13 protein-coding genes are annotated in these 20,104 nt (G+C 71.3%); 10 read left to right on the top strand and 3 right to left on the bottom strand.

Annotated features, from left to right (window positions below):
* The first annotated feature begins 152 nt into the window (after nucleotides 1–152).
* Nucleotides 153–701 carry an NADAR family protein gene (locus ACFV5H_RS35115; RefSeq protein WP_385198797.1) on the top strand — a complete coding sequence of 183 codons (549 nt, stop codon included), beginning with the start codon at nucleotides 153–155 and terminating at the stop codon, nucleotides 699–701.
* 193 nt (nucleotides 702–894) lie between these two features.
* Here the strand turns inward: ACFV5H_RS35115 and ACFV5H_RS35110 are convergent, their stop codons facing one another.
* Together ACFV5H_RS35110 and ACFV5H_RS35105 are read right to left on the bottom strand one after the other, a co-directional pair.
* Nucleotides 895–1,353: a DUF4190 domain-containing protein gene (locus ACFV5H_RS35110; protein WP_385057707.1), complete on the bottom strand. Its 459-nt coding sequence runs from the start codon at nucleotides 1,351–1,353 to the stop codon at nucleotides 895–897.
* Between the two features lie 197 nt (nucleotides 1,354–1,550).
* Nucleotides 1,551–4,391, bottom strand: coding sequence for a glycoside hydrolase family 3 C-terminal domain-containing protein (locus tag ACFV5H_RS35105; RefSeq protein WP_385057709.1), 2,841 nt, complete (start codon nucleotides 4,389–4,391; stop codon nucleotides 1,551–1,553).
* A 356-nt stretch (nucleotides 4,392–4,747) separates the two neighbouring features.
* On the opposite strand from ACFV5H_RS35105, the gene ACFV5H_RS35100 reads away from it, so the two are divergent.
* From ACFV5H_RS35100 to ACFV5H_RS35065, 8 genes are all read left to right on the top strand, one after another.
* On the top strand, nucleotides 4,748–6,442 hold the full coding sequence (locus ACFV5H_RS35100) for an extracellular solute-binding protein (protein ID WP_385057711.1): 1,695 nt from the start codon (nucleotides 4,748–4,750) through the stop codon (nucleotides 6,440–6,442).
* 27 nt (nucleotides 6,443–6,469) lie between these two features.
* The gene (locus tag ACFV5H_RS35095; protein WP_385057713.1) at nucleotides 6,470–7,504 is read left to right on the top strand and encodes an ABC transporter permease; all 1,035 of its coding nucleotides are present in this window, start codon (nucleotides 6,470–6,472) and stop codon (nucleotides 7,502–7,504) included.
* Nucleotides 7,501–8,436, top strand: a complete 936-nt coding sequence (locus ACFV5H_RS35090) for a carbohydrate ABC transporter permease (protein WP_385057714.1) — start codon at nucleotides 7,501–7,503, stop codon at nucleotides 8,434–8,436. Before ACFV5H_RS35095 ends, ACFV5H_RS35090 begins: the two co-directional genes overlap by 4 nt.
* A gap of 120 nt (nucleotides 8,437–8,556) precedes the next feature.
* Nucleotides 8,557–10,755: a 1,4-beta-glucanase gene (locus tag ACFV5H_RS35085; protein ID WP_385198795.1), complete on the top strand. Its 2,199-nt coding sequence runs from the start codon at nucleotides 8,557–8,559 to the stop codon at nucleotides 10,753–10,755.
* Nucleotides 10,755–12,725 (top strand): beta-galactosidase, encoded by a 1,971-nt coding sequence (locus ACFV5H_RS35080; RefSeq protein WP_385057717.1) that lies wholly within the window; start codon nucleotides 10,755–10,757, stop codon nucleotides 12,723–12,725. Before ACFV5H_RS35085 ends, ACFV5H_RS35080 begins: the two co-directional genes overlap by 1 nt.
* Entirely contained in the window at nucleotides 12,722–14,935 is a 2,214-nt protein-coding gene (locus ACFV5H_RS35075) for a glycoside hydrolase N-terminal domain-containing protein (protein ID WP_385057719.1), read from the top strand. Before ACFV5H_RS35080 ends, ACFV5H_RS35075 begins: the two co-directional genes overlap by 4 nt.
* A gap of 36 nt (nucleotides 14,936–14,971) precedes the next feature.
* Complete coding sequence (locus tag ACFV5H_RS35070) at nucleotides 14,972–15,685, top strand: hypothetical protein (RefSeq protein WP_385198793.1); 714 nt, start codon at nucleotides 14,972–14,974, stop codon at nucleotides 15,683–15,685.
* Between the two features lie 257 nt (nucleotides 15,686–15,942).
* Nucleotides 15,943–16,791: a carbohydrate-binding protein gene (locus ACFV5H_RS35065; RefSeq protein ID WP_385198792.1), complete on the top strand. Its 849-nt coding sequence runs from the start codon at nucleotides 15,943–15,945 to the stop codon at nucleotides 16,789–16,791.
* Between the two features lie 27 nt (nucleotides 16,792–16,818).
* Here ACFV5H_RS35065 and ACFV5H_RS35060 read toward each other — a convergent pair whose 3' ends face one another.
* On the bottom strand, nucleotides 16,819–17,829 hold the full coding sequence (locus tag ACFV5H_RS35060) for a LacI family DNA-binding transcriptional regulator (RefSeq protein WP_385057724.1): 1,011 nt from the start codon (nucleotides 17,827–17,829) through the stop codon (nucleotides 16,819–16,821).
* Between the two features lie 320 nt (nucleotides 17,830–18,149).
* On the opposite strand from ACFV5H_RS35060, the gene ACFV5H_RS35055 reads away from it, so the two are divergent.
* Nucleotides 18,150–20,099, top strand: a complete 1,950-nt coding sequence (locus ACFV5H_RS35055) for an acyl-CoA dehydrogenase family protein (RefSeq protein ID WP_385057725.1) — start codon at nucleotides 18,150–18,152, stop codon at nucleotides 20,097–20,099.
* The last annotated feature ends 5 nt before the right edge of the window (nucleotides 20,100–20,104 follow it).

Below are 20,104 nucleotides of genomic sequence, written 5' to 3'. Positions count from 1 at the left end.
CCCGGGGCTCCGCCCCGGACCCCGCTCCTCGACTGGAACTCAGCCCCTCCGGCGTTCGAGGAGCGGGGGTCCGGGGGCAGCGCCTCCGGGGGACGGGAACGGGAAGGGGCGGCGGGGGCGGATCGAACTGCAGGGAGAGGAGCACGGGGGCGATGGACTCACGGGAGAAACTGATCGAGGCGGCCCGCGCCGGGGCGAGGATCAAGTACCTGCACTTCTGGGGGCACCGGCCGTTGCCGGACGGCCGGATCGGGACGAGCTGCCTCAGCCAGTGGTGGCCGTCGCCGTTCACGGTGGACGGCGTGGATTACGCGACCGCCGAGCACTGGATGATGGCGGCCAAGGCCCGGCTGTTCGGTGACCCCGAGGGGGAGCGGCGGGTGCTGGCCGCGGGACATCCCTCGGAGGCGAAGAAGGCCGGGCGGCTGGTGCGGGGCTTCGACGAGGAGACATGGCACCGGGAGCGGTTCGGCATCGTCGTCGAGGGCAGCGTGCACAAGTTCGCGGCCCACGACGACCTGCGGACGTTCCTGCTGGGCACGGGCGAGCGCGTCCTGGTCGAGGCGAGCCCGGTGGACCGGGTGTGGGGCATCGGCCTCGCGGCCGGCGACGAGGGGGCGGCGGACCCGGAGCGCTGGCGGGGCCCGAACCTGCTGGGGTTCGCGTTGATGGAGGCTCGGCGGCGGTTGTGTACCGGTTGAGCGGGGGTCTTCGCGCGCGGTGGGTCGGCTTTGGGGCCGGTGACGAGGGGGGTCCGGGGGCGTTGGCGGTCCGAGCCTGCCGGGGTTCGCGTTGGTGGAGGCTCGGCGGCGGTTGTGTACCGGTTGAGCGGGGGTCTTCGCGGACGGCGGAGGGCCGGTCCGATGCAGACCGGCCCTCCGTCAGGACGGGCGTTCAGGACGCGGCGCCGATGCCTCCCATGACGCCGGCGAACAGCAGGATGCCGAGCAGCGGCAGGATCACCGTGGCCACGATGCCGCAGATGAGCCCGGCGGTCGCCGAGCCCTTGTTGGTGGCCTCGCCGCGGTTCGCCTTCCCCCGGCCGACGGCGCCGAAGATGATCGCCAGGATGCCCAGGATCACGCCGAAGAACCACAGGAAGAAGGTGAGGCTGCAGACCAGGCCGATGATGCCCAGCACCAGCCCGGTGGTCCCCATGCCGTTGCTCGGCTGCACGGGCATCATGTAGCCGGGCGCCTGCGGATAGGGCGCGGGGGGCATGCCCTGCGGAGCGGGACCCGACGGGTAGCCGTAGGACGGGCCGGACTGCGGATAGCCGTAACCGGGGCCCGGCTGCTGCGGGGGCTGTGACGGCGGCCCGAACCCACCGGGTGCGGGGTTGCTGCCGGACATGAAAAAGGTCTCCCCTCCGTTAAAACTGACCCCGGCATCATATTGACTTCCTCCCTCCCCGAAGGGGGGATTCCCGGCTCGGGGCCGCGCTCCCGGAGCGGCGCTCCCGGAGCGGCCCTCCGGAGACGAAGCACCGGGGCCCGGCACCGATGCCTTCGGTGCCGGGCCCCTTCTTGGTGTCGGCCGCGTCCGGACCCTCAACCGGAGAAGCCGACCCGCGCGACCCGCAGCGGGCCGCGCAGCCGGAGCCGCACGTCGTGCACGCCGTCGACGACGGCGAAGGACGCGCGGAGCGTGGTGTAGTCGTACGGGCCGGACGTGGCCGCTTCCGGCGACAGCTCGGCGAGCACCGGCCCGCCGTCGAGCGAGACCTCGGCCGTGCCCTCGCCGGACACCTCCACGGTCACCTCCGTCACCCCGCCGCCGAAGTCGCAGCGCCGGAAGAGGAGTTCGCCGTCCTTCCCGGCCACGGCGGTGACCGAGTCGCCCGCCGCCTTCGCGCGGTCGACGATCTCGACACCGCTCTGCTCGTCGAAGTCGACGGCTTCCAGGCCGCGTTCGAGGACGGGGCGCGGGACGGCCGGCTCGCCGTCCAGGGTGACCGTGGCCCGTGCCCGCACGTCCTCGCTGGACGCACCGGCCAGCAGCTCGTACGCCCCCGGCTCCACCCGCCACCGGCCCGTCGCCACGTCCCAGAACGCGAAGGCGGACAGCGGCAGCACGAAGGACAGCTCGGCCGTCTCCCCGGGCGCCAGCGTCACCCTCCGGTGCGCCAGCAGCTCACGGCGCGGACGCGGCACCGACGGGTCCACGGCCCGCGTGTAGAGCTGGGGCACCTCGTCGGCGGTGACCTCACCGGTGTTGGTGACGGTGAAGGAGACCCGCACCGCCGACCCGTCGACGTCCGCCGTCGGCTCCCCGTAGGAGAAGCCCGCGTACGACAGGCCGTGCCCGAAGGGGAACAGCGGCGTGCCCTCGAAGTACAGGTAGGTCTGCCGGCCGCCGATCACGTCGTAGTCGAGGAGGTCCGGCAGGTCGGCGTCGTCGGCGTACCAGGTCTGCGGCAGCCGGCCGGCGGGGGAGACGTCACCGGCGAGCACCCGGGCCAGCGCGGTGCCCGCGGCCTGACCGCCGTGCGCGGTCCACAGCAGCGCCGGGAGGTCCGCCGCGTCCACCGCGTACGGGTAGGCGGAGGTCAGCACCAGCACCGTGTTCGGGTTGGCGGCGCGGGCCGCGCGCAGCAGCCGCTCCTGCTGGGCGGGCAGCCGCAGCGTCGTACGGTCCTCGGTCTCGCGCCCGTTGATGTGCGGATCGTTGCCGGCGACCACCACGACCACGTCGGCGCCGGCCGCGACGCGCGTGACCGCGTCCTGCCCGTGCTCGACGACGACCAGCTCGAAGACCTCGGGATCCTCCTCGGCAACCTTCACGCCGTCGGCGGCGACCTGCACATGGCGTCCTGTCCCCACATGCCTGAGGAGGTGACCGTCCCCGTGCGGTTCCAGCCGGAACGTCTCCTGCACGACCCAGCCGCCCGGCTGGTCGGCGGAGGCGCGCACGTACCCGTCCTCGGCGACGGAGAGATAGCGGCCGTCGGGCGCCCGCAGGGTGAGCACGCCCTCGCCCCAGTCGGCCAGGGCGAGCTCGGTGCCGTCCGCCTGAGCGACGAGCGGCGGCAGGTCGGTGCGGCCCGCGAGCAGCGCCGGGTCGAGGGCGCCCTCGGCGCCGCGCGCCGTCTCGGGCGCCTCGGGGGCCGGCGGGACGTGCAGGAACGTACCGGCGGAGGTCTTCAGCAGCACCCGGTCCATGCCCTCGGCGAACTCCACGCGCTCGGCGCCGAAGCGCTCGTAGAGGCCCTCCAGCGGGGTGGAGCGGTGGATGAGGCTGCCGCTGTACCAGTCGAGCTTGCACTCGTCGGCGAGCAGCCCGACGACCGCGATCCGGGTGTCCGGGGCGAGCGGCAGCGGGCCGTCGTTCTTCAGCAGGACGATCGCCTGCTCGGCGGCCTCCTGGGCGAGCGCCCGGTGCTCCGGGGTGTCGAAGGGCTGCTCCCCGGCGTACGGGTCCGCGCCCGGGTCGAACTCGCCGAGCCGGAACCGCACCGAGAGCTGGCGGCGTACGGCCGTGTCGATGTCGGTCTCCGTCAGCAGGCCCTGTTCCAGCGCGCCCCGGACACGTCCGATGATCTTCGAGCCGTCGGTGCCGTGGTCGGTGAAGCTGTCGACCCCGGCCCGCAGGGCCGCCGCGGTGGCCTCCTCGTGGGTGTCGAAGTAGTGCTCGGAGTCGACCAGGTTGGACGGCGCACCGGCGTCCGAGCAGACCAGCAGGTCCTCCTCGGTCCAGGCGCGCAACTGCTCGCGCAGATACGGGGAGACGTGGTTCGGGCGGCCGTTGACCAGGTTGTACGCCGGCATCACGCCGGCCACCGCGCCCGCCTCCACGGCGTCGCGGAAGGCGCGCAGGTCGTACTCGTGCAGCACGCGCGGGCGGACGGAGCTGGACGTGGTGTCGCGCTCCGTCTCGTTGTTGTGCGCCAGCCAGTGCTTGAGGACGGGGGCCGTGCGCCAGTACACCGGGTGGTCGCCGCGCAGGCCGTGGGTGTAGGCGGTGGCGATCGCCGAGGTGAGCTTCGGGTCCTCCGAGTAGCCCTCCTCGTTGCGGCCCCACAGCGGGTGGCGCAGCAGGTTGACGGTCGGGGCCCAGACGTTGAGGCCGATGCGCTCGTCGCGGGTGCGCATCGCGCGGGTCTCGCGGGACACCGCCTCGCCCACCCGGCGCACCAGTTCCTGGTTCCAGGTGGCGCCGAGGCCGACGGCCTGGGGGAACACGGTCGCCGGGCCCATCCAGGCGACACCGTGCAGGGCCTCCTGGCCGGTGCGGAAGGCGGCGACGTCCAGGCGCTCGACGGCCGGCGCGAACTGGTGCAGAAATCCGATCTTCTCGTCGAGGGTGAGCCGCGACAGGAGGTCGTCGATGCGCTTCGCGAACGACAGGGTCGTATCGCGGAAAGGCGGCGTAGGCGGCGTTTGTGCGGTCACGTGGGTTCCCCTCGAGATGGAGCGTTGAGGCGCTTTCGAAGCGCTTCGATGCTCATTCGAGGTGGGGGCGGGTGTCAAGGGACCCGAGGGTACGGATCGGGCACCTTGTGGATGATCCATGGGCAGCGCACCTGTATCGCAATCGTGCATACATCCGAGGAATCTTCGATGCGACTCTTGTGTGCCCCTGGGTGTTCACTTAACCTCGCAGCAACATCGAAGCGCTTCGACTGCGAGGCCCGCCTTTCCGGCGCACCTTCCGCCGAACGACCGCTTCGGCTCAGCCAGTTCCACTGAAGACACCGCAGCCGACGGCCACCGCCGGGTGTCCTGGTGCGCCATGAAGGGTTGACGCAATGACGCCGAACGCCGCCCCCAGCTCCTCCGGACCGAGCCGGAGAAGCTTCCTCGCCTCCACGGCGGTCGCCACCGCAGCGGTGGCGGGAGGAATGCCGCTGCTCGCCGCGTGCGGCGGGTCCGACGGAGGTTCGCGGGACGGCACCACCTCGGGCAAGGACGCCAAGAAGATCCTCCCGGCGTACGTGGCGAGCAACGTGGTCACGCCCGACATCCCCAGCAAGAACGGTTCCGCGGTCGGCTTCACCAGCAAGCTCGACCTGGCGGGCCTGAAGACGTCGGTGCCGAAGAAGCTCGGCAAGGGCGGCAAGGTCACCATCATGTCGCCGTTCTGGGGCTCCCCGCCCAAGGACGGCAACGCCTACTACACGTCGATGAACGACCTCATCGGCGTCGACGTGGTCTGGCAGAACCAGGACGGCAACACCTACGACCAGAAGCTCGGCGCCGTCCTCGCCTCCAGCGAGGTGCCCGACGTGGTGGTCGTGCCCGGCTGGAACATGACGGGCAAGATCCCCAGCGCCATCATCGGCAAGTTCGCCGACCTCGGTCCGTACCTGTCCGGCGACGCCGTCAAGGACTACCCGAACCTCGCGGCGATCCCCACCGACGCCTGGCAGCGGTCCATCTTCGGCGGCAAGCTGCGCGGCCTGCCCATGCCGTCCTCGTACGTCACCGGCATCGTGCCGCTCTACCGCCAGGACATCTTCGAGAAGGAGGGCTACGAAGTCCCCCGCTCGTGCGACGAGTTCATGGCACTGGCCAAGGACGCCACCAACGCCAAGGCCAAGCGCTGGGCCTGCCTGGACATGAAGTGGACGGCCTTCAACGCCTTCGGTGTGCTCTCCGGCGAGGAGAAGTCGCTCGGCTGGAACCTGGTCGACGGCAAGCTGATCTACCGCATCGAGACCGAGGAGTACCTCGAGGCCCTGGAGTGGACGCGCAAGCTGTTCGCCGCCGGCGTGGTGCACCCCGACGCCGAGCTGGGCAAGAGCAACGCCAGCGACCCCGGCCCCAAGTTCGCCGCCGGTGAGTTCCTCATCTACAACCAGGACATGTCGCAGTGGTGGAGCCGCACCGCCGAGCAGGCCACCCAGAACCCCGACTTCAAGATCTGGGGCATGGACATCTTCGGCCACGACGGCGGCGACCCCACGCTGTGGGCCAAGAACCCGGCCGGCATCTTCGCCTTCGTCAACAAGAAGGCCTCCGAGTCCGTGATCCGTGACGTGCTGGCCGTCGCCAACGTCACCGCCGCGCCGTACGGCACCAAGGAGTACATGGCCACCAACTACGGCGTGGAGGGCACCCACTACACCGTCAAGGACGGTGTGCCCACCAAGACCGACCAGGGCAACGTCGACGTGATGAACGCCTTCGTGATGGTCGCGAGCCCCGCCGCCACCATCGCCCACCCCGACTTCCCCGAGGTCGGCAAGGGACAGGTGGAGTGGCAGCAGCGGATGGGCGCCTTCACCAAGAAGTCGTCCTTCTACGGCATGCAGATCACCGAGCCCTCCCGCTGGACCAACCTCTCCAACGACTTCGAGCAGCTGGAGGACGACGTCATCCGCGGCCGCAAGAAGGTCAGCGACGTGCAGCAGGCCGTCTCCGACTGGAAGAGCAAGGGCGGGGACGAGCTCCGCGACTGGTACAAGAAGATCCTCGACGAGAACGGCTCGGCGGCCGGCTGACCGGGTACCGAGGCAAGGAGAACCGCCGTGTCCCACAGCACGGTGCCTCGGACCGACACCGAGGCCGAAGCGAAGGAGAACCCCCCGGCGGCGCACGGCGGCGCCACCGGGGCCACGAAGAAGCCACCCGCCGGGAAGCTCGGCCTCCGGCTGAGGTTCAGACGCGACCGCGTCCTGGTGCTGATGACACTGCCGGCCGTCCTGCTGGTGCTGCTCTTCAACTACGTGCCGATCCTCGGCAACGTCGTCGCGTTCCAGGAGTACGACCCCTACATCAGTGACAACGGGGTCGTCTCCATCCTGCACAGCCCCTGGGTGGGCCTGGAGAACTTCCAGCGGATCTTCGAGGACTCCGCCTTCTGGAACGCGGTCCAGAACACGCTGGTGCTGTTCTTCCTCCAGCTCGTGCTGTACTTCCCGATCCCCATCCTGCTCGCGCTGCTCATCAACAGCGTGGTCAGGCCGAGGGTGCGGGCGATCTCGCAGGCCGTCCTCTACCTGCCGCACTTCTTCTCGTGGGTGCTGGTCGTCGCCGTCTTCCAGCAGTTGTTCGGCGGCGCCGGGCTGCTCTCCCAGGTACTGCGCGACCACGGGTACGACGGGCTCAGCCTGATGACCGACCCGGAGACCTTCAAGTTCCTGGTCACCGCGCAGAGCGTGTGGAAGGACGCCGGCTGGGGGATCATCGTCTTCCTCGCCGCGCTGGCCTCGGTCAGCCCCGACCTGTACGAGGCGGCGGCGATGGACGGTGCCAACCGCTGGCGCCGCATGTGGCACGTCACACTGCCCGCGCTGCGCCCGGTGATCGCCCTGCTGCTGGTGCTGCGTGTCGGCGACGCCCTGACGGTCGGCTTCGAACAGATCCTGCTGCAACGCGACGCCGTCGGACCGGGAGCCTCGGAGGTCCTCGACACCTTCGTGTGGTGGAACGGTGTGCGCAACCAGGACTTCGGCTACGCGGCCGCCGCGGGGCTCGTCAAGGGCGTCATCAGTCTCGGCCTGGTCCTGATAGCGAACAAGGTGGCCCACCTCATGGGCGAGCAGGGGGTGTACAAGAAGTGACCGCCGTCATCGACAAGCCCGCGCGGACTCCCGGCCGGTGGGCGGCTCCGCCCCGGCCGGTGTGGGAGGAGGCGCCCAGCCGGGCCGGACTCGCCGGCAAGGGGCTGGTCCTGCTCCTCGCCTGCCTGGCCATCCTGTTCCCGCTGTGGATCGTCGTCGTCACCAGCCTGTCCTCACGGAAGACCATCGACGAGGCGGGCGGGCTGGTGATGATCCCGAAGGACATCACCTTCGTCGCCTACCAGGAACTGCTCAGCGGCGGCCAGGTCACCCGCGCCACGATCGTCAGCATCGGCGTCACCCTCGTCGGCACCCTCTTCTCGATGGCGGTGTCCGTGCTGTGCGCCTACGGGCTGTCCCGCAGCGGCTCCGTCGGCCACCGCTGGATCCTCATGGTGCTGCTGGCCACGATGTTCTTCAGCGCCGGCCTCATCCCCACCTATCTGCTGGTGCAGTCCCTGGGCCTGACGGACAGCTATCTCGCGCTGATCCTGCCCAGCGCGATCAGCGTGTTCAACATCCTGGTGCTGCGCGGCTTCTTCATGGGCATCTCGCAGGAGCTGATCGACAGCGCCCGCATCGACGGCGCCGGGGACCTGCGCATCCTGTGGCAGATCGTGCTGCCGCTCTCCCGCGCGGTCGTCGCGGTGATCACGCTGTTCTACGCCGTCGGGTACTGGAGTGCCTGGTTCAACGCCTCCCTGTACCTCAACGACCAGGACATGCTGCCGCTGCAGAACGTCATGATCCAGCTCGTGCAGAAGCAGGAGGCGCCGGTCGGTCTGGGGCAGGCGATCAAGACAGGTGAGCTGTCCGGCCTTGCCGTGCAGATGGCCGTCATGGTGATGGCGTTGCTGCCGGTGGCCGTGTTGTCGCCGTTCGTCCAGAAGCACTTCAAGAAGGGCATGCTCACGGGGGCTGTCAAGGGTTAGCACCCTTGAGGTTTTGGGGAGCTGCGTGGTCATTCGGCTGCGGGTTCGTTGTGGCCGGTCGCGCAGTTCCCCGCGCCCCTTCCAGGTTTCTCCACTCCCCCTCACAGGCGAGGTTCTGTCATGTTCGCGTCTTCCTTGAGTCGGCGTGCCGTTCTTGCCGGAGCTGCGGCCGTCGCCGCTGTCGCCGGTGTTCCCGTTCTCGCCGGCCAGGCGTCGGCCGCCGGGTCCTCCTCCTACCGCTGGCGCAACGTCGTCATCGGCGGGACCGGGTTCATCACCGGTGTGCTGTTCCATCCCCGGGTGCGCGGGCTCGCCTATGCCCGGACCGACATCGGGGGCGCCTACCGCTGGGACGACCGGCGTGACCGCTGGGTCCCGCTCCTCGACCACATCGGGTGGGACGACTGGAACCTGCTCGGTGTCGAGGCGATGGCGGTCGACCCCGCCCACCCGGACCGGCTGTACCTCGCCTGCGGCACCTACGCCCAGTCGTGGGGGAGCAACGGCGCCGTCCTGCGCTCGGACGACCGCGGCGCCACCTGGCGGCGCACCGACCTCACCGTGAAGCTCGGCGCCAACGAGGACGGCCGGGGCGCGGGGGAGCGGCTCCTCGTGGACCCGCGGGACAGCGACACCCTGTGGCTCGGCACCCGGCACGACGGACTGCTCAGGTCCACCGACCGGGGCGCCACCTGGGCGCCGGTGAGCGGGTTCCCGGCCGCCCCGTCCGCCACCGGTCAGGGCGTCACGCTTCTCGTCGCCGCCGGGCGCACCGTCTACGCCGGCTGGGGCGACGGCGGCGGTGCGAACCTGTTCCGCACGGCCGACGGCACCACCTGGGAGGCGGTCCCCGGGCAGCCGTCCGGCACCGCCGCCCGCGTGCCGATCCGGGCCGCGTACGACCGGCACACCCGCGAGCTGTACGTGACGTACGCCGACGCGCCCGGCCCCAACGGCCAGTCCGACGGCAGTGTGCACAAGCTGCGCACCACGAGCGGCAAGTGGACCGAGGTCACGCCGGTGAAGCCGGGCGGGACCACCGACGAGGGTTCCGCCGACACCTTCGGCTACGGCGGGGTCGCCGTCGACGCCCGCCGCCCCGGCACCGTCGTCGTCTCCACCAACAACCGCTGGGCGGCGGTCGACACCCTGTACCGGTCCACCGACGGAGGTCGCAACTGGCGCTCGCTGAAGGACACCGCCGTCCTCAACGTGTCCGAGACGCCGTACCTGAACTGGGGCGAGGGCAAGCCCAAGTTCGGCTGGTGGATCCAGGCGCTCGCCCTCGACCCGTACGACTCGGAGCACCTCGTGTACGGCACCGGCGCCACCCTCTACGGCACCCGCGACCTGCGCCACTGGGCCCCGCAGATCCGCGGCCTGGAGGAGGCGTCCGTGACCCAGCTCGTCTCGCCCCCGGTCGGGAGGGCGCACCTGATCAGCGGGTCGCGGGACATCGGCGTGATGTACCACGAGCGGCTCACCTCGTCCCCGGCGCACGGCATGGCGACGAACCCCGTGTCCGGGTCGGCGACGGGACTCGCGCAGGCCGCGCGCAGACCGGCGTACGTCGTCCGGGCGGGCTGGGGCGACCACGGCAACGGCGCCTTCTCCCACGACGGCGGGCGGACCTGGGCGCCCTTCGCGGCCCAGCCCTCCATCGCCAAGGACGCACCGGGGCCGATCGCCGTCAACGCCGACGGCAGCGTGCTCCTGTGGTCCTTCGTGCACTGGGACGGCACCAAGTACCCGGCCCACCGCTCGGCGGACAACGGCACCACATGGACCGAGATCACCTCCTTCCCGAAGGGCGCCACGCCGGTCGCCGACCCGGCCGACCCAACGCTCTTCTACGCGTACGACACCGACACGGGAACGCTGCTCGCCAGCACCGACAGCGGCCGCTCCTTCACCGCCCGTGCGACCGGACTGCCTGCCGGTGACAGCCAGTTCAAGCTGGTCGCGGCGCCCGGCCGCACCGGCGACCTGTGGCTGAGCACCAAGTGGAACGGGCTGTACCGATCGACTGACGGGGGCGAGAACTTCGCCAAGGTGGAGACCTGCTGGGCCTCCTACACCCTCGGTTTCGGCAAGGCCGCCGACGGCGCCGACTACCCGGCGGTCTACCAGGTCGGTTCCACCGGGACCATCACCGCCGTCTACCGCTCCGACGACGGGGCGAGGACCTGGGTGCGGATCAACGACGACGACCACCAGTGGGGCTGGACCGGCGAGACCATCACCGGCGACCCGCGCGTCCACGGCCGGGTCTACCTCGCCACCAACGGGCGCGGAATCCAGTACGGGGAGCCCGTCTGATGCCGAACCTGAACGACGCCACCCGTGGCCGCCTCCTCTACGGCGGCGACTACAACCCCGAGCAGTGGCCCGAGGAGATCTGGCACGAGGACGTCCGCCTCATGAAGGAGGCCGGCGTCAACTCCGTCACCCTCGGCGTCTTCTCCTGGTCGAAACTCGAACCCCGCCCCGGAGAGAGGGACTTCGGCTGGCTGGACCGGCTGATGGACCTGATGCACGACAACGGCATCGGCGTCGTCCTCGCCACCCCGACCGCCTCCCCGCCGCCCTGGATGGGGCACCTCCACCCGGACACCCTGCCCCGTGACGCGGAGGGCCGGACCGAGTGGTGGGGCGGGCGCCAGCACTTCTCGCACTCCAGCGCCACCTACCGCCGCTACGCCGCCGCCATCACCGAGGACCTGGCCGCCCGTTACGCCACCCACCCGGCCCTCACCCTGTGGCACATCAACAACGAGTACTGCACCTACGACTGGGGCGACGAGGCCGCCGCCCGTTTCCGTGACTGGCTGCGCCACCGCTACGGCTCCCTCGACGCCCTCAACACCGCCTGGGGCACCGCCTTCTGGAGCCAGGGTTACGGCGACTGGGCCGAGGTGCTGCCGCCCCGCCACGCGCACTACCTGAAGAACCCCACCCAGGTGCTGGACTTCAAGCGCTTCACGTCCGACATGCTCCTGGAGTGTTACACCGCCGAACGCGACATCGTCCGCCGGCACACCCCGCGCCTGCCGGTCACCACCAACTTCATGCCGCTGTGGGCCGGCCAGGACGCCTGGCGCTGGGCCGAGGAGGAGGACGTCGTCTCCGTCGACCTCTACCCCGACCCGCGCGACCCCCTCGGCGCGCAGAGCGGCGCCCTGGTCCAGGACATGACCCGCTCCCAGGCCCGCGGGCCCTGGATGCTCATGGAGCAGGCGGCCGGAGCGGTCAACTGGCGCCGGGTGAACCACCCCAGGCCGCGCGGCCTCAACCGGCTGTGGTCCCTCCAGGCCGTCGCCCGCGGCGCCGACGCCGTCTGCTACTTCCAGTGGCGCCAGTCCCGGCAGGGCGCCGAGAAGTTCCACTCCGGAATGGTCGGCCACGCGGGCGCGCAGGGACGTACGTACCAGGAGGTCAGGCAACTCGGCGCGGACCTCGCCCGGATCGCCCCGCACACCAGCGGCGGCCGGATCACCGCCGACGTCGCCGTGCTGCACGACTGGCACTCCTGGTGGGCCGGCGACCAGGAGGCCCGCCCCTCCCACGAGGTCGACTACCCGCAGGTCCTGAGCGCCTGGCACCGCGCCCTCTGGCAGGCCCATCTGACCACCGACTTCGCCCACCCCGAACACGACCTGACCGGCTACCGGCTCGTCGTCGTCCCGCAGCTCTACCTCCTCACGGACGCGGCCGTCGACAACCTGCTGGCCTACGTACGCGGCGGCGGCACCCTCGTCTGCGGCTTCCTGACCGGCGTCGCCGACCAGGACGACCGGGTCCGGCCCGGCGCCATGGACGCCCGGCTGCGCGAGCTGTTCGGCATCCGCACCCTGCACGAGTGGTGGCCGCTGGACGCGGGGGAGACCGCCGACTGCGAGGGCGGTCTGCGCGGCACCCTGTGGTCCGAGGAACTGGAGCCCGACGGCACCGCCGACGAGACCGTCCCGTACAAGGGCGGGGAACTCGACGGACTGCCCGCCGTGCTGCGCAAGGGCCGCGCCTGGTACGTCTCGACGCTCCCCGAACCGGAGGCGCTGCGCGCCCTGCTGACCCGCGTCGCCACCGGCGCGGGCGTCCGGCCGGTGCTCGACGGGCTCCCGGACGGAGTCGAGGCGGTCCGCCGCGGTGAGCTGCTGTTCCTGCTCAACCACGACCGCGAGCCGGTCACCGTGGACATCCCGGGAACCCACCACGACCTGCTGACGGAGAACACCGTGACCGACCGGATCACCCTCGGCCGCTACGGCGTGGCGGTGCTGAAGCCATGAGCGCCACGCCCGTCCACGGAACCTGGGAGCCGCGGCCGGCCGCCCGCTGGGAGGACGCCTTCCTGAGCGGCAACGGCCACCACGGCGCCCTCGTGTTCGGCGATCCGGACGACGACCGGACCGTCGTCACCCACCACACCCTCGTCCGTCCGGGCGAGGGTGCCGACCAGAACCGGCTGCCGCCCCGGCTCGCCGACGGACTGTCCGACCTCCAGGACCGGCTGCTCGCCGGCGACCCGACCGCCGCCGAGGGCTTCACCGACGGCCGGTCGCTGCAGTGGGTGCAGCCCTTCCACCCCGCCTTCCAGGTCCGCCTGCGCCGCCCGGACGGCCACCAGGGCCAGGACGGATACCGCCGTACGCTCGACTTCGCCACCGGCGTCGCCGAGGCGGCCGGCGCCGACCGGACCAGCCGGGTCTTCGTCTCCCGCGCCGACGACGTGATCGTCCAGCACGTCACCGGCCCCGGACTCACCCTCGACATCTCCCTGGACCACCGGCTCCCGAGCGCCCCCACCGGCCTGGGCGTCGGCCACGGCGCCGTCCTCACCCCCGAGGGCGCCCTGCTCAGCCTGCGCGCCCGCTACCCGGGCAGCGACCTCGCCTGCACCGGTGTCACCCTGGTCGCCGTCACCGGCGGCCGCACGGCGCTCGCCCCGCCGGGCCTGCGCGTCGAGGGCGCGCGGTCGGTGCTGCTGCTCACCCGGGTGCGGCGGCACACCGGAGAACTCGACGTGGTCGCCGAGGGCCGCGCCCTGCGCGATCTGCTCGACGACGTCCCCGGGACCCCGTACGACGACCTCCTCGCCCGCCACCTCCCCCTGCACCGCACCGCCTACGAACGCGTCACCCTGGACCTCGCCGCCGACCCGGACGAACGCGCCCTGCCGGGATCCGAGTTGCTCGCCCGGCCGCGCAGCGCCGCCCTGCTCGAACGGCTCTTCGCGGCCGGCCGCTACCACCTGCTGTCCTCCAGCGGCCTGTTCCCGCCCCGCCTCACCGGACTGTGGACCGGCGACTGGGACACCGCCTGGTCCGGCGCCTTCACCAACGACGCCAACCTCAACCTCCAGACCGCCTCCGCCGCCGCGGCGGCCCTCCCCGAGGTCACCGAGGCACTGGCCGCCCTGATCAGGCGGCAGTTGCCCGACTGGCGGGACAACGCCCGCGCGGTCTTCGGCGCCCGGGGCGTCGTCGCGCCCGCCCACAGCGACGGCGAGTCGGGGCACTCGTACCACTTCAGCCGCGAGTACCCGCTGCACCTGTGGACCGCCGGCGCCGACTGGCTGCTCAAGCCCCTCGTCGACCACGACGAGACCCGTGGTGAACACGACCCGCACACCGCCGCCGCGCTCGCCGAAGTCGCCCTGTTCTACGAGGACTTCCTCACCCGCACCGACAGCGGGGGACGGCTGGTCGTCGTCCCCTCCTACTCGCCCGAGAACCGGCCCGCCAACGCCAGCTGGGGCACCGTCGACGCGGCCATGGACCTCTCCGCCGCCCGCCACGCCCTCCTGACCGCCGCCGCGTACCACCCGGAGCACGCAGACCGCTGGCGCGCGCTCGCCGACCGGCTGCCCCCGCACCGGATCAACGCCGACGGAGCGCTCGCCGAATGGGCGTGGCCCGGCCTGGAGGACTCCTACGACCACCGCCACCTCAGCCACCTCTACGGCGTCTGGCCCCTGGACGAGATCACCCCCTACGACACCCCGGACCTGGCCGCCGCCGCCCACCGCGCCCTGGAACTGCGCGGCGCCGAGAACGACTCCGCGCACGGCCATCTGCACCACGCGCTGATCGCGGCCCGCCTCCGGGACGGCGAGCGGGTCACCCACGCGCTCGGCCAGGTCCTCGACGGCGACTTCTTCCACGCCTCCCTGATGAGCGCCCACTACCCGAACCGCCACGTCTACAACGCGGACGCCGCCCACACCCTCCCCGCCGTGCTGATCGAGGCGCTCGTCCAGTCCACCCCCGACCGGCTGGTCCTGCTGCCGGCGCCCCTGCCGGCGTACCCGAGCGGCGAACTGCGCGGCATCCGCACCCGCTTCGGTGCCGAACTCGACCTCACCTGGTCCCCGGACGCCGTCACCGCCGTCGTCCGGCCGACCCGTACCCACCGCATCGATCTGTGGACTTCCGCCGGCGTCGAACCGCTCGACCTCGTCGCCGGAGAAGACCGCGTCCTCACCCCGAAGGCGCGGTGACCCCCCGCAATTCCCCCCACCCATGGAAGGAAAGCCATGGCACCAAGCACCTTGAGCAGGATCACCAAGGTCCTGCTGGCGCCCGCCCTCGCGCTCGGCGCGACGGTCGGACTCGCCTCCGCCCCCGCGCACGCCGCCGTCTGGAGCTCCTGCGACCAGTGGGGCAACACCGGCCTCAACGGCTACACGCTCTACAACAACATCTGGGGCTCCGGCGCCGGCGCCCAGTGCGTCTGGGCCAACTCCGGCACCAACTGGGGCGTGTGGGCGAACCACCCCAACACCGGCGGCATCAAGTCCTACCCGAACGCCAAGAAGGTGATCAACAAGTCGATCACCTCCCTCGCCTCGCTCACCAGCAGCTACAACGTCACCGTCCCGTCCGCGGGCGCGTACAACACCTCGTACGACATCTGGGACACGGACTACGACTACGAGATCATGCTCTGGGTCAACTACAACGGGGCCGTCGGCCCGCTCGGCTCCTCGCAGGGCACCGTGAGCCTCGGCGGCCACACCTGGAACGTCTACAAGGGGAACAACGGCGCCAACGAGGTCTTCTCGTTCCTGCGCACCTCGGACTCGAACTCCGGCACCGTCAACATCCTCCCGATCCTCAAGTGGATCAAGGACACCAAGGGCTGGATGGGCAACGAGACCATCGGTGACGTGCAGTTCGGCTACGAGATCACCTCGTCGTCCGGCGGGCTGGACTTCCGCACCAACAACCTGACGGTGTCGGGCGGTTAGTCACCGCACCTCCGTGCCGCCCGCACCGGTGCACCGGTGCGGGCGGCCTCGTGCTTCCCGGTGCCGCCCGGCCGCCATAACGCCGTGCAGGGGCCGGGGCGGGAGTTCCGGCGCGGTGACCGGCGCGACTACGTTTTCGGCGATCACAGTGGAGCGCGTCCGCGAGGCACGGTTCGCCCGCCCCGCGTTCGCGGGCGCGTTCCAGGTCAGGCACGCCCCGTCCTTCCGCCCCCACCGAGGAGACCGAGGAATCCGCCATGACACCATCCGCTCCCGATGAACCCGGTACCGGTACCGGTGCCGACCGCCGGATCAGCCGCAAGAACCTGCTCAGGGCGGCCGTCGCCGCCGGTGCCACCGTCCCGTTGCTCGCCACGGGCACGGTGGCGCTCGCCAGGGACGCCGGCACCCGGGGACGGGACCTCGCACCGACACCGTTCTGCGACGACGGCGACGACCCCACGATCCCCCAGATGGAGGGTCCCTACTTCAAGCCGAACTCCCCGCTGCGCGGCAACCTCGTGACTCCGGGCGCCCCGGGCACCCCGCTCACCGTCAGCGGTTACGTCTTCGGGCGCAACTGCGTCCCGCTGAGCGGGGTCCTGCTCGATTTCTGGCAGGCCGACAACGCGGGCGCTTACGACAACGTCGGATACACCTTCCGCGGACACCAGTTCACCGACGCCTCCGGCGCCTTCAGCCTGCGGACGATCGTGCCCGGTCTCTATCCGGGTCGCACCCGGCACATCCACGTCAAGGCGCAGGCACCCGGCGAGCCCGTGCTCACCACCCAGCTGTACTTCCCCGGCGAGCCCCGCAACAACACGGACACGATCTACGACCCGGCGCTGCTGATGAACGTCCGCAACGTCAGCGGCGGCAAGGAAGCCACCTTCGACTTCGTGCTCGACGTCGAGGGCGACCCGACGGATCCGCCGACGGACCCGCCCACCGACCCGCCGGGCGGAAGCTGGGCTCCCGGCCACCCGTACGCGACGGGCGACCGGGTCACCTACGGGGGCGCCGGGTACCGCTGTCTGCAGGCCCACACCTCGATGACCGGCTGGGAGCCGCCGGGCGTTCCGGCGCTGTGGCGCCGCGAGTGACAGCGGACGGGTCACCGGGCGGGTGGGCTACTGGGCGGGTGACGGGCCCGAGCTGGCGCGGACGGTCAGTTCGGGCGCGATCAGCACGACCTCGTCGCCGCCCCGCCCGTCGAGCTTGGCGACCAGCTGTTCCACGGCGAGCCGGCCCATCTCCTGCGCGGGGACGGCGACCGACGTCAGCCGCACCGAGGCCTGCACGGCGACCTGCTCCGGGCAGATCGCGACCACCGAGACGTCCTCGGGCACGGCCCGGCCCTGCTGCCGCAGCAGGGCGAGCAGCGGTTCCACCGCCGCCTCGTTCTGCACGACGAAGCCCGTGGTGCCGGGGCGTTCGTCGAGGATCCGGGCGAGCGTCACGGCCATCGCGTCGTACCCGCCCTCGCAGGGCCGGTGCAGCAGCCGCAGTCCCAGCTCCCGCGCCCGGCCGCGCAGTCCGTCCAGGGTGCGCTCGGCGAAGCCGGTGTGCCGTTCGTAGACCGCCGGTGCCTCGCCGATGACGGCGATGTCGTGGTGTCCCCGCTTGGCGAGGTGCTCCACGCACAGCGCACCGGTGGCCTTGAAGTCGAGGTCGACGCAGGTCAGGCCGGTGGTGTCGGCGGGAAGACCGATCAGCACCGCCGGCCGGTCGGTCTCCCGCAGCAGCGGGAGGCGCTCGTCGTCGAGTTCGACGTCCATCAGGATCATGCCGTCGGCGAGTCCGCTGCCCGCGACCCGGCGCACCGCGTCCGGGCCCTCCTCACCGGTGAGCAGCAGCACGTCGTACCCGTGGGTGCGGGCCGTGGTGGCCACCGCGATGGCGATCTCCATCATCACCGGCACGTACATGTCCGTACGCAGCGGGATCATCAGCGCGATGATGTTGGACCTGCTGCTGGCCAGGGCGCGGGCCCCGGCGTTCGGGTGGTACCCGAGTTCGCGGATGCTCCGCTCGACCCGCTGCCGGGTGTTCACGGAGATGGACCGCTTGCCGCTGAGGACATAGCTCACCGTGCTCGCGGAGACTCCGGCGTGCTGGGCGACCTCGGCGAGGGTGACCATCCAGTCTCCAAGCTTGTGAAGCGCTTCGACAGTGCGCGCGATGTACAGGGGGTGGGTGAGGGTGATCCGACAGTAGCCTCACAGGATGACGGGTGTCCATAGGCTGTCGAAGCGCTTCGACAGCTTTCTCCGGAGCCGGGTCGGACTGGAGGGGGTGCCGGAGGAATTGTCCCTCACTTCCGTCCGCCCTCCGAGGGTGGGCGTGTCGGCCGTACGGCCGCACGAAGGGTGGCGGGGCGGCTACGGATCGGGTACATACGATCGGGTAGCACCAGTCGGTAATGCAATGACACCGTCCCCTTCGCGGCGAGGTGAGCCTCATGTCCGCAACACCCGAGTCACCCCCGTCCCCGTCCCGGCCCACCGTCACCGAACGTGAGGCCCGCCAGGTGGCGGAGGCCGCCCGGGAACAGGACTGGCGCAAGCCCAGCTTCGCCAAGGAACTGTTCCTCGGCCGCTTCCGGCTCGACCTGATCCACCCCCACCCCCTGCCCGCCGACGAGCACGTCCAGCGCGGCGAGGAGTTCCTCGCCAAGCTCCGCGACTTCTGCGAGACGAAGATCGACGGCGCCCGGATCGAGCGCGACGCCCTGATCCCCGACGACGTGATCACCGGGCTCAAGGAGCTCGGCGCCTTCGGCATGAAGATCGACACCAAGTACGGCGGCCTCGGCCTCACCCAGGTCTACTACAACAAGGCCCTCGCCCTGGTCGGCTCCGCCAGCCCGGCGATCGGCGCGCTGCTCTCCGCGCACCAGTCGATCGGCGTACCGCAGCCGCTGAAGATCTTCGGCACGCGGGAGCAGAAGGAGACGTTCCTGCCGCGCTGCGCCCGCACCGACATCTCGGCCTTCCTGCTCACCGAGCCGGACGTCGGCTCGGACCCGGCACGGCTGGCCACCACCGCCGTCCCCGAGGGCGACGAGTACGTCCTCGACGGAGTGAAGCTGTGGACCACCAACGGCGTGGTCGCCGACCTCCTCGTGGTCATGGCGCGGGTACCGAAGTCCGAGGGCCACCGGGGCGGCATCACCGCGTTCGTGGTCGAGGCGGCCTCCGAGGGCGTCACCGTGGAGAACCGCAACGCCTTCATGGGCCTGCGCGGACTGGAGAACGGCGTCACCCGCTTCCACCGGGTCCGCGTCCCCGCCGCCCACCGCATCGGCGAGGAGGGCCAGGGCCTGAAGATCGCCCTGACCACGCTCAACACCGGCCGGCTGTCCCTGCCCGCGATGTGCGTCGGCTCCGGGAAGTGGTGCCTGAAGATCGCCCGCGAGTGGTCGGCGGCCCGGGAGCAGTGGGGCAAGCCGGTGGCGCTGCACGAGGCCGTCGGCTCCAAGATCGCGTTCATCGCGGCGACCACCTTCGCCCTGGAGGCCGTGGTCGACCTCTCCTCGCAGATGGCCGACGAGGACCGCAACGACATCCGCATCGAGGCCGCCCTCGCCAAGCTGTACGGCTCGGAGATGGCCTGGCTGATGGCCGACGAACTGGTCCAGATCCGCGGCGGACGCGGCTTCGAGACCGCCGAGTCCCTGCGGGCACGCGGCGAGCGGGCGGTCCCGGCCGAACAGATGCTGCGCGACCTGCGCATCAACCGCATCTTCGAGGGCTCCACGGAGATCATGCACCTGCTGATCGCCCGCGAGGCCGTCGACGCCCACCTCTCGGTCGCCGGCGACCTGATCGACCCCGAGAAGTCCCTCGGCGACAAGGCGAGGGCGGGCGCGGGCGCGGGCGTCTTCTACGCCAAGTGGCTGCCGAAACTCGTCGCGGGCCCCGGACAGCTCCCCGGCTCCTACGGCGGGTTCAAGCACGGCGTCGACCTGTCCGGGCACCTGCGCTACGTCGAGCGGACCTCCCGCAAGCTGGCCCGCTCCACCTTCTACGCCATGTCCCGCTGGCAGGGGAGGATGGAGACCAAGCAGGGCTTCCTGGGCCGGATCGTCGACATCGGCGCCGAACTGTTCGCCATGAGCGCCGCCTGCGTCCGCGCGGAACTCCTGCGCGGCCGCGGCGAGAACGGCCGCGAGGCCTACCAGCTCGCCGACGCCTTCTGCCGCCAGGCCCGCGTCCGCGTCGAGGAGCTCTTCGACCGCCTGTGGACCAACACCGACGACGTCGACCGCAAGGTCGTCAAGGGCGTGCTCTCCGGCACGTACGAGTGGCTGGAGCAGGGCATCATCGACCCCTCGGACGACGGCCCCTGGATCGCGGACGCCACCCCGGGCCCCTCCGAGCGGGAGAACGCGCACCGGCCGATCAGGTGACAGTC

The organism is Streptomyces sp. NPDC059787 (genome assembly GCF_042732315.1).
Lineage (GTDB): Bacteria > Actinomycetota > Actinomycetes > Streptomycetales > Streptomycetaceae > Streptomyces > Streptomyces atrovirens.
Note: the sequence above shows the minus strand (reverse complement) of the source record. Positions and strands in the feature narration are given on the sequence as shown.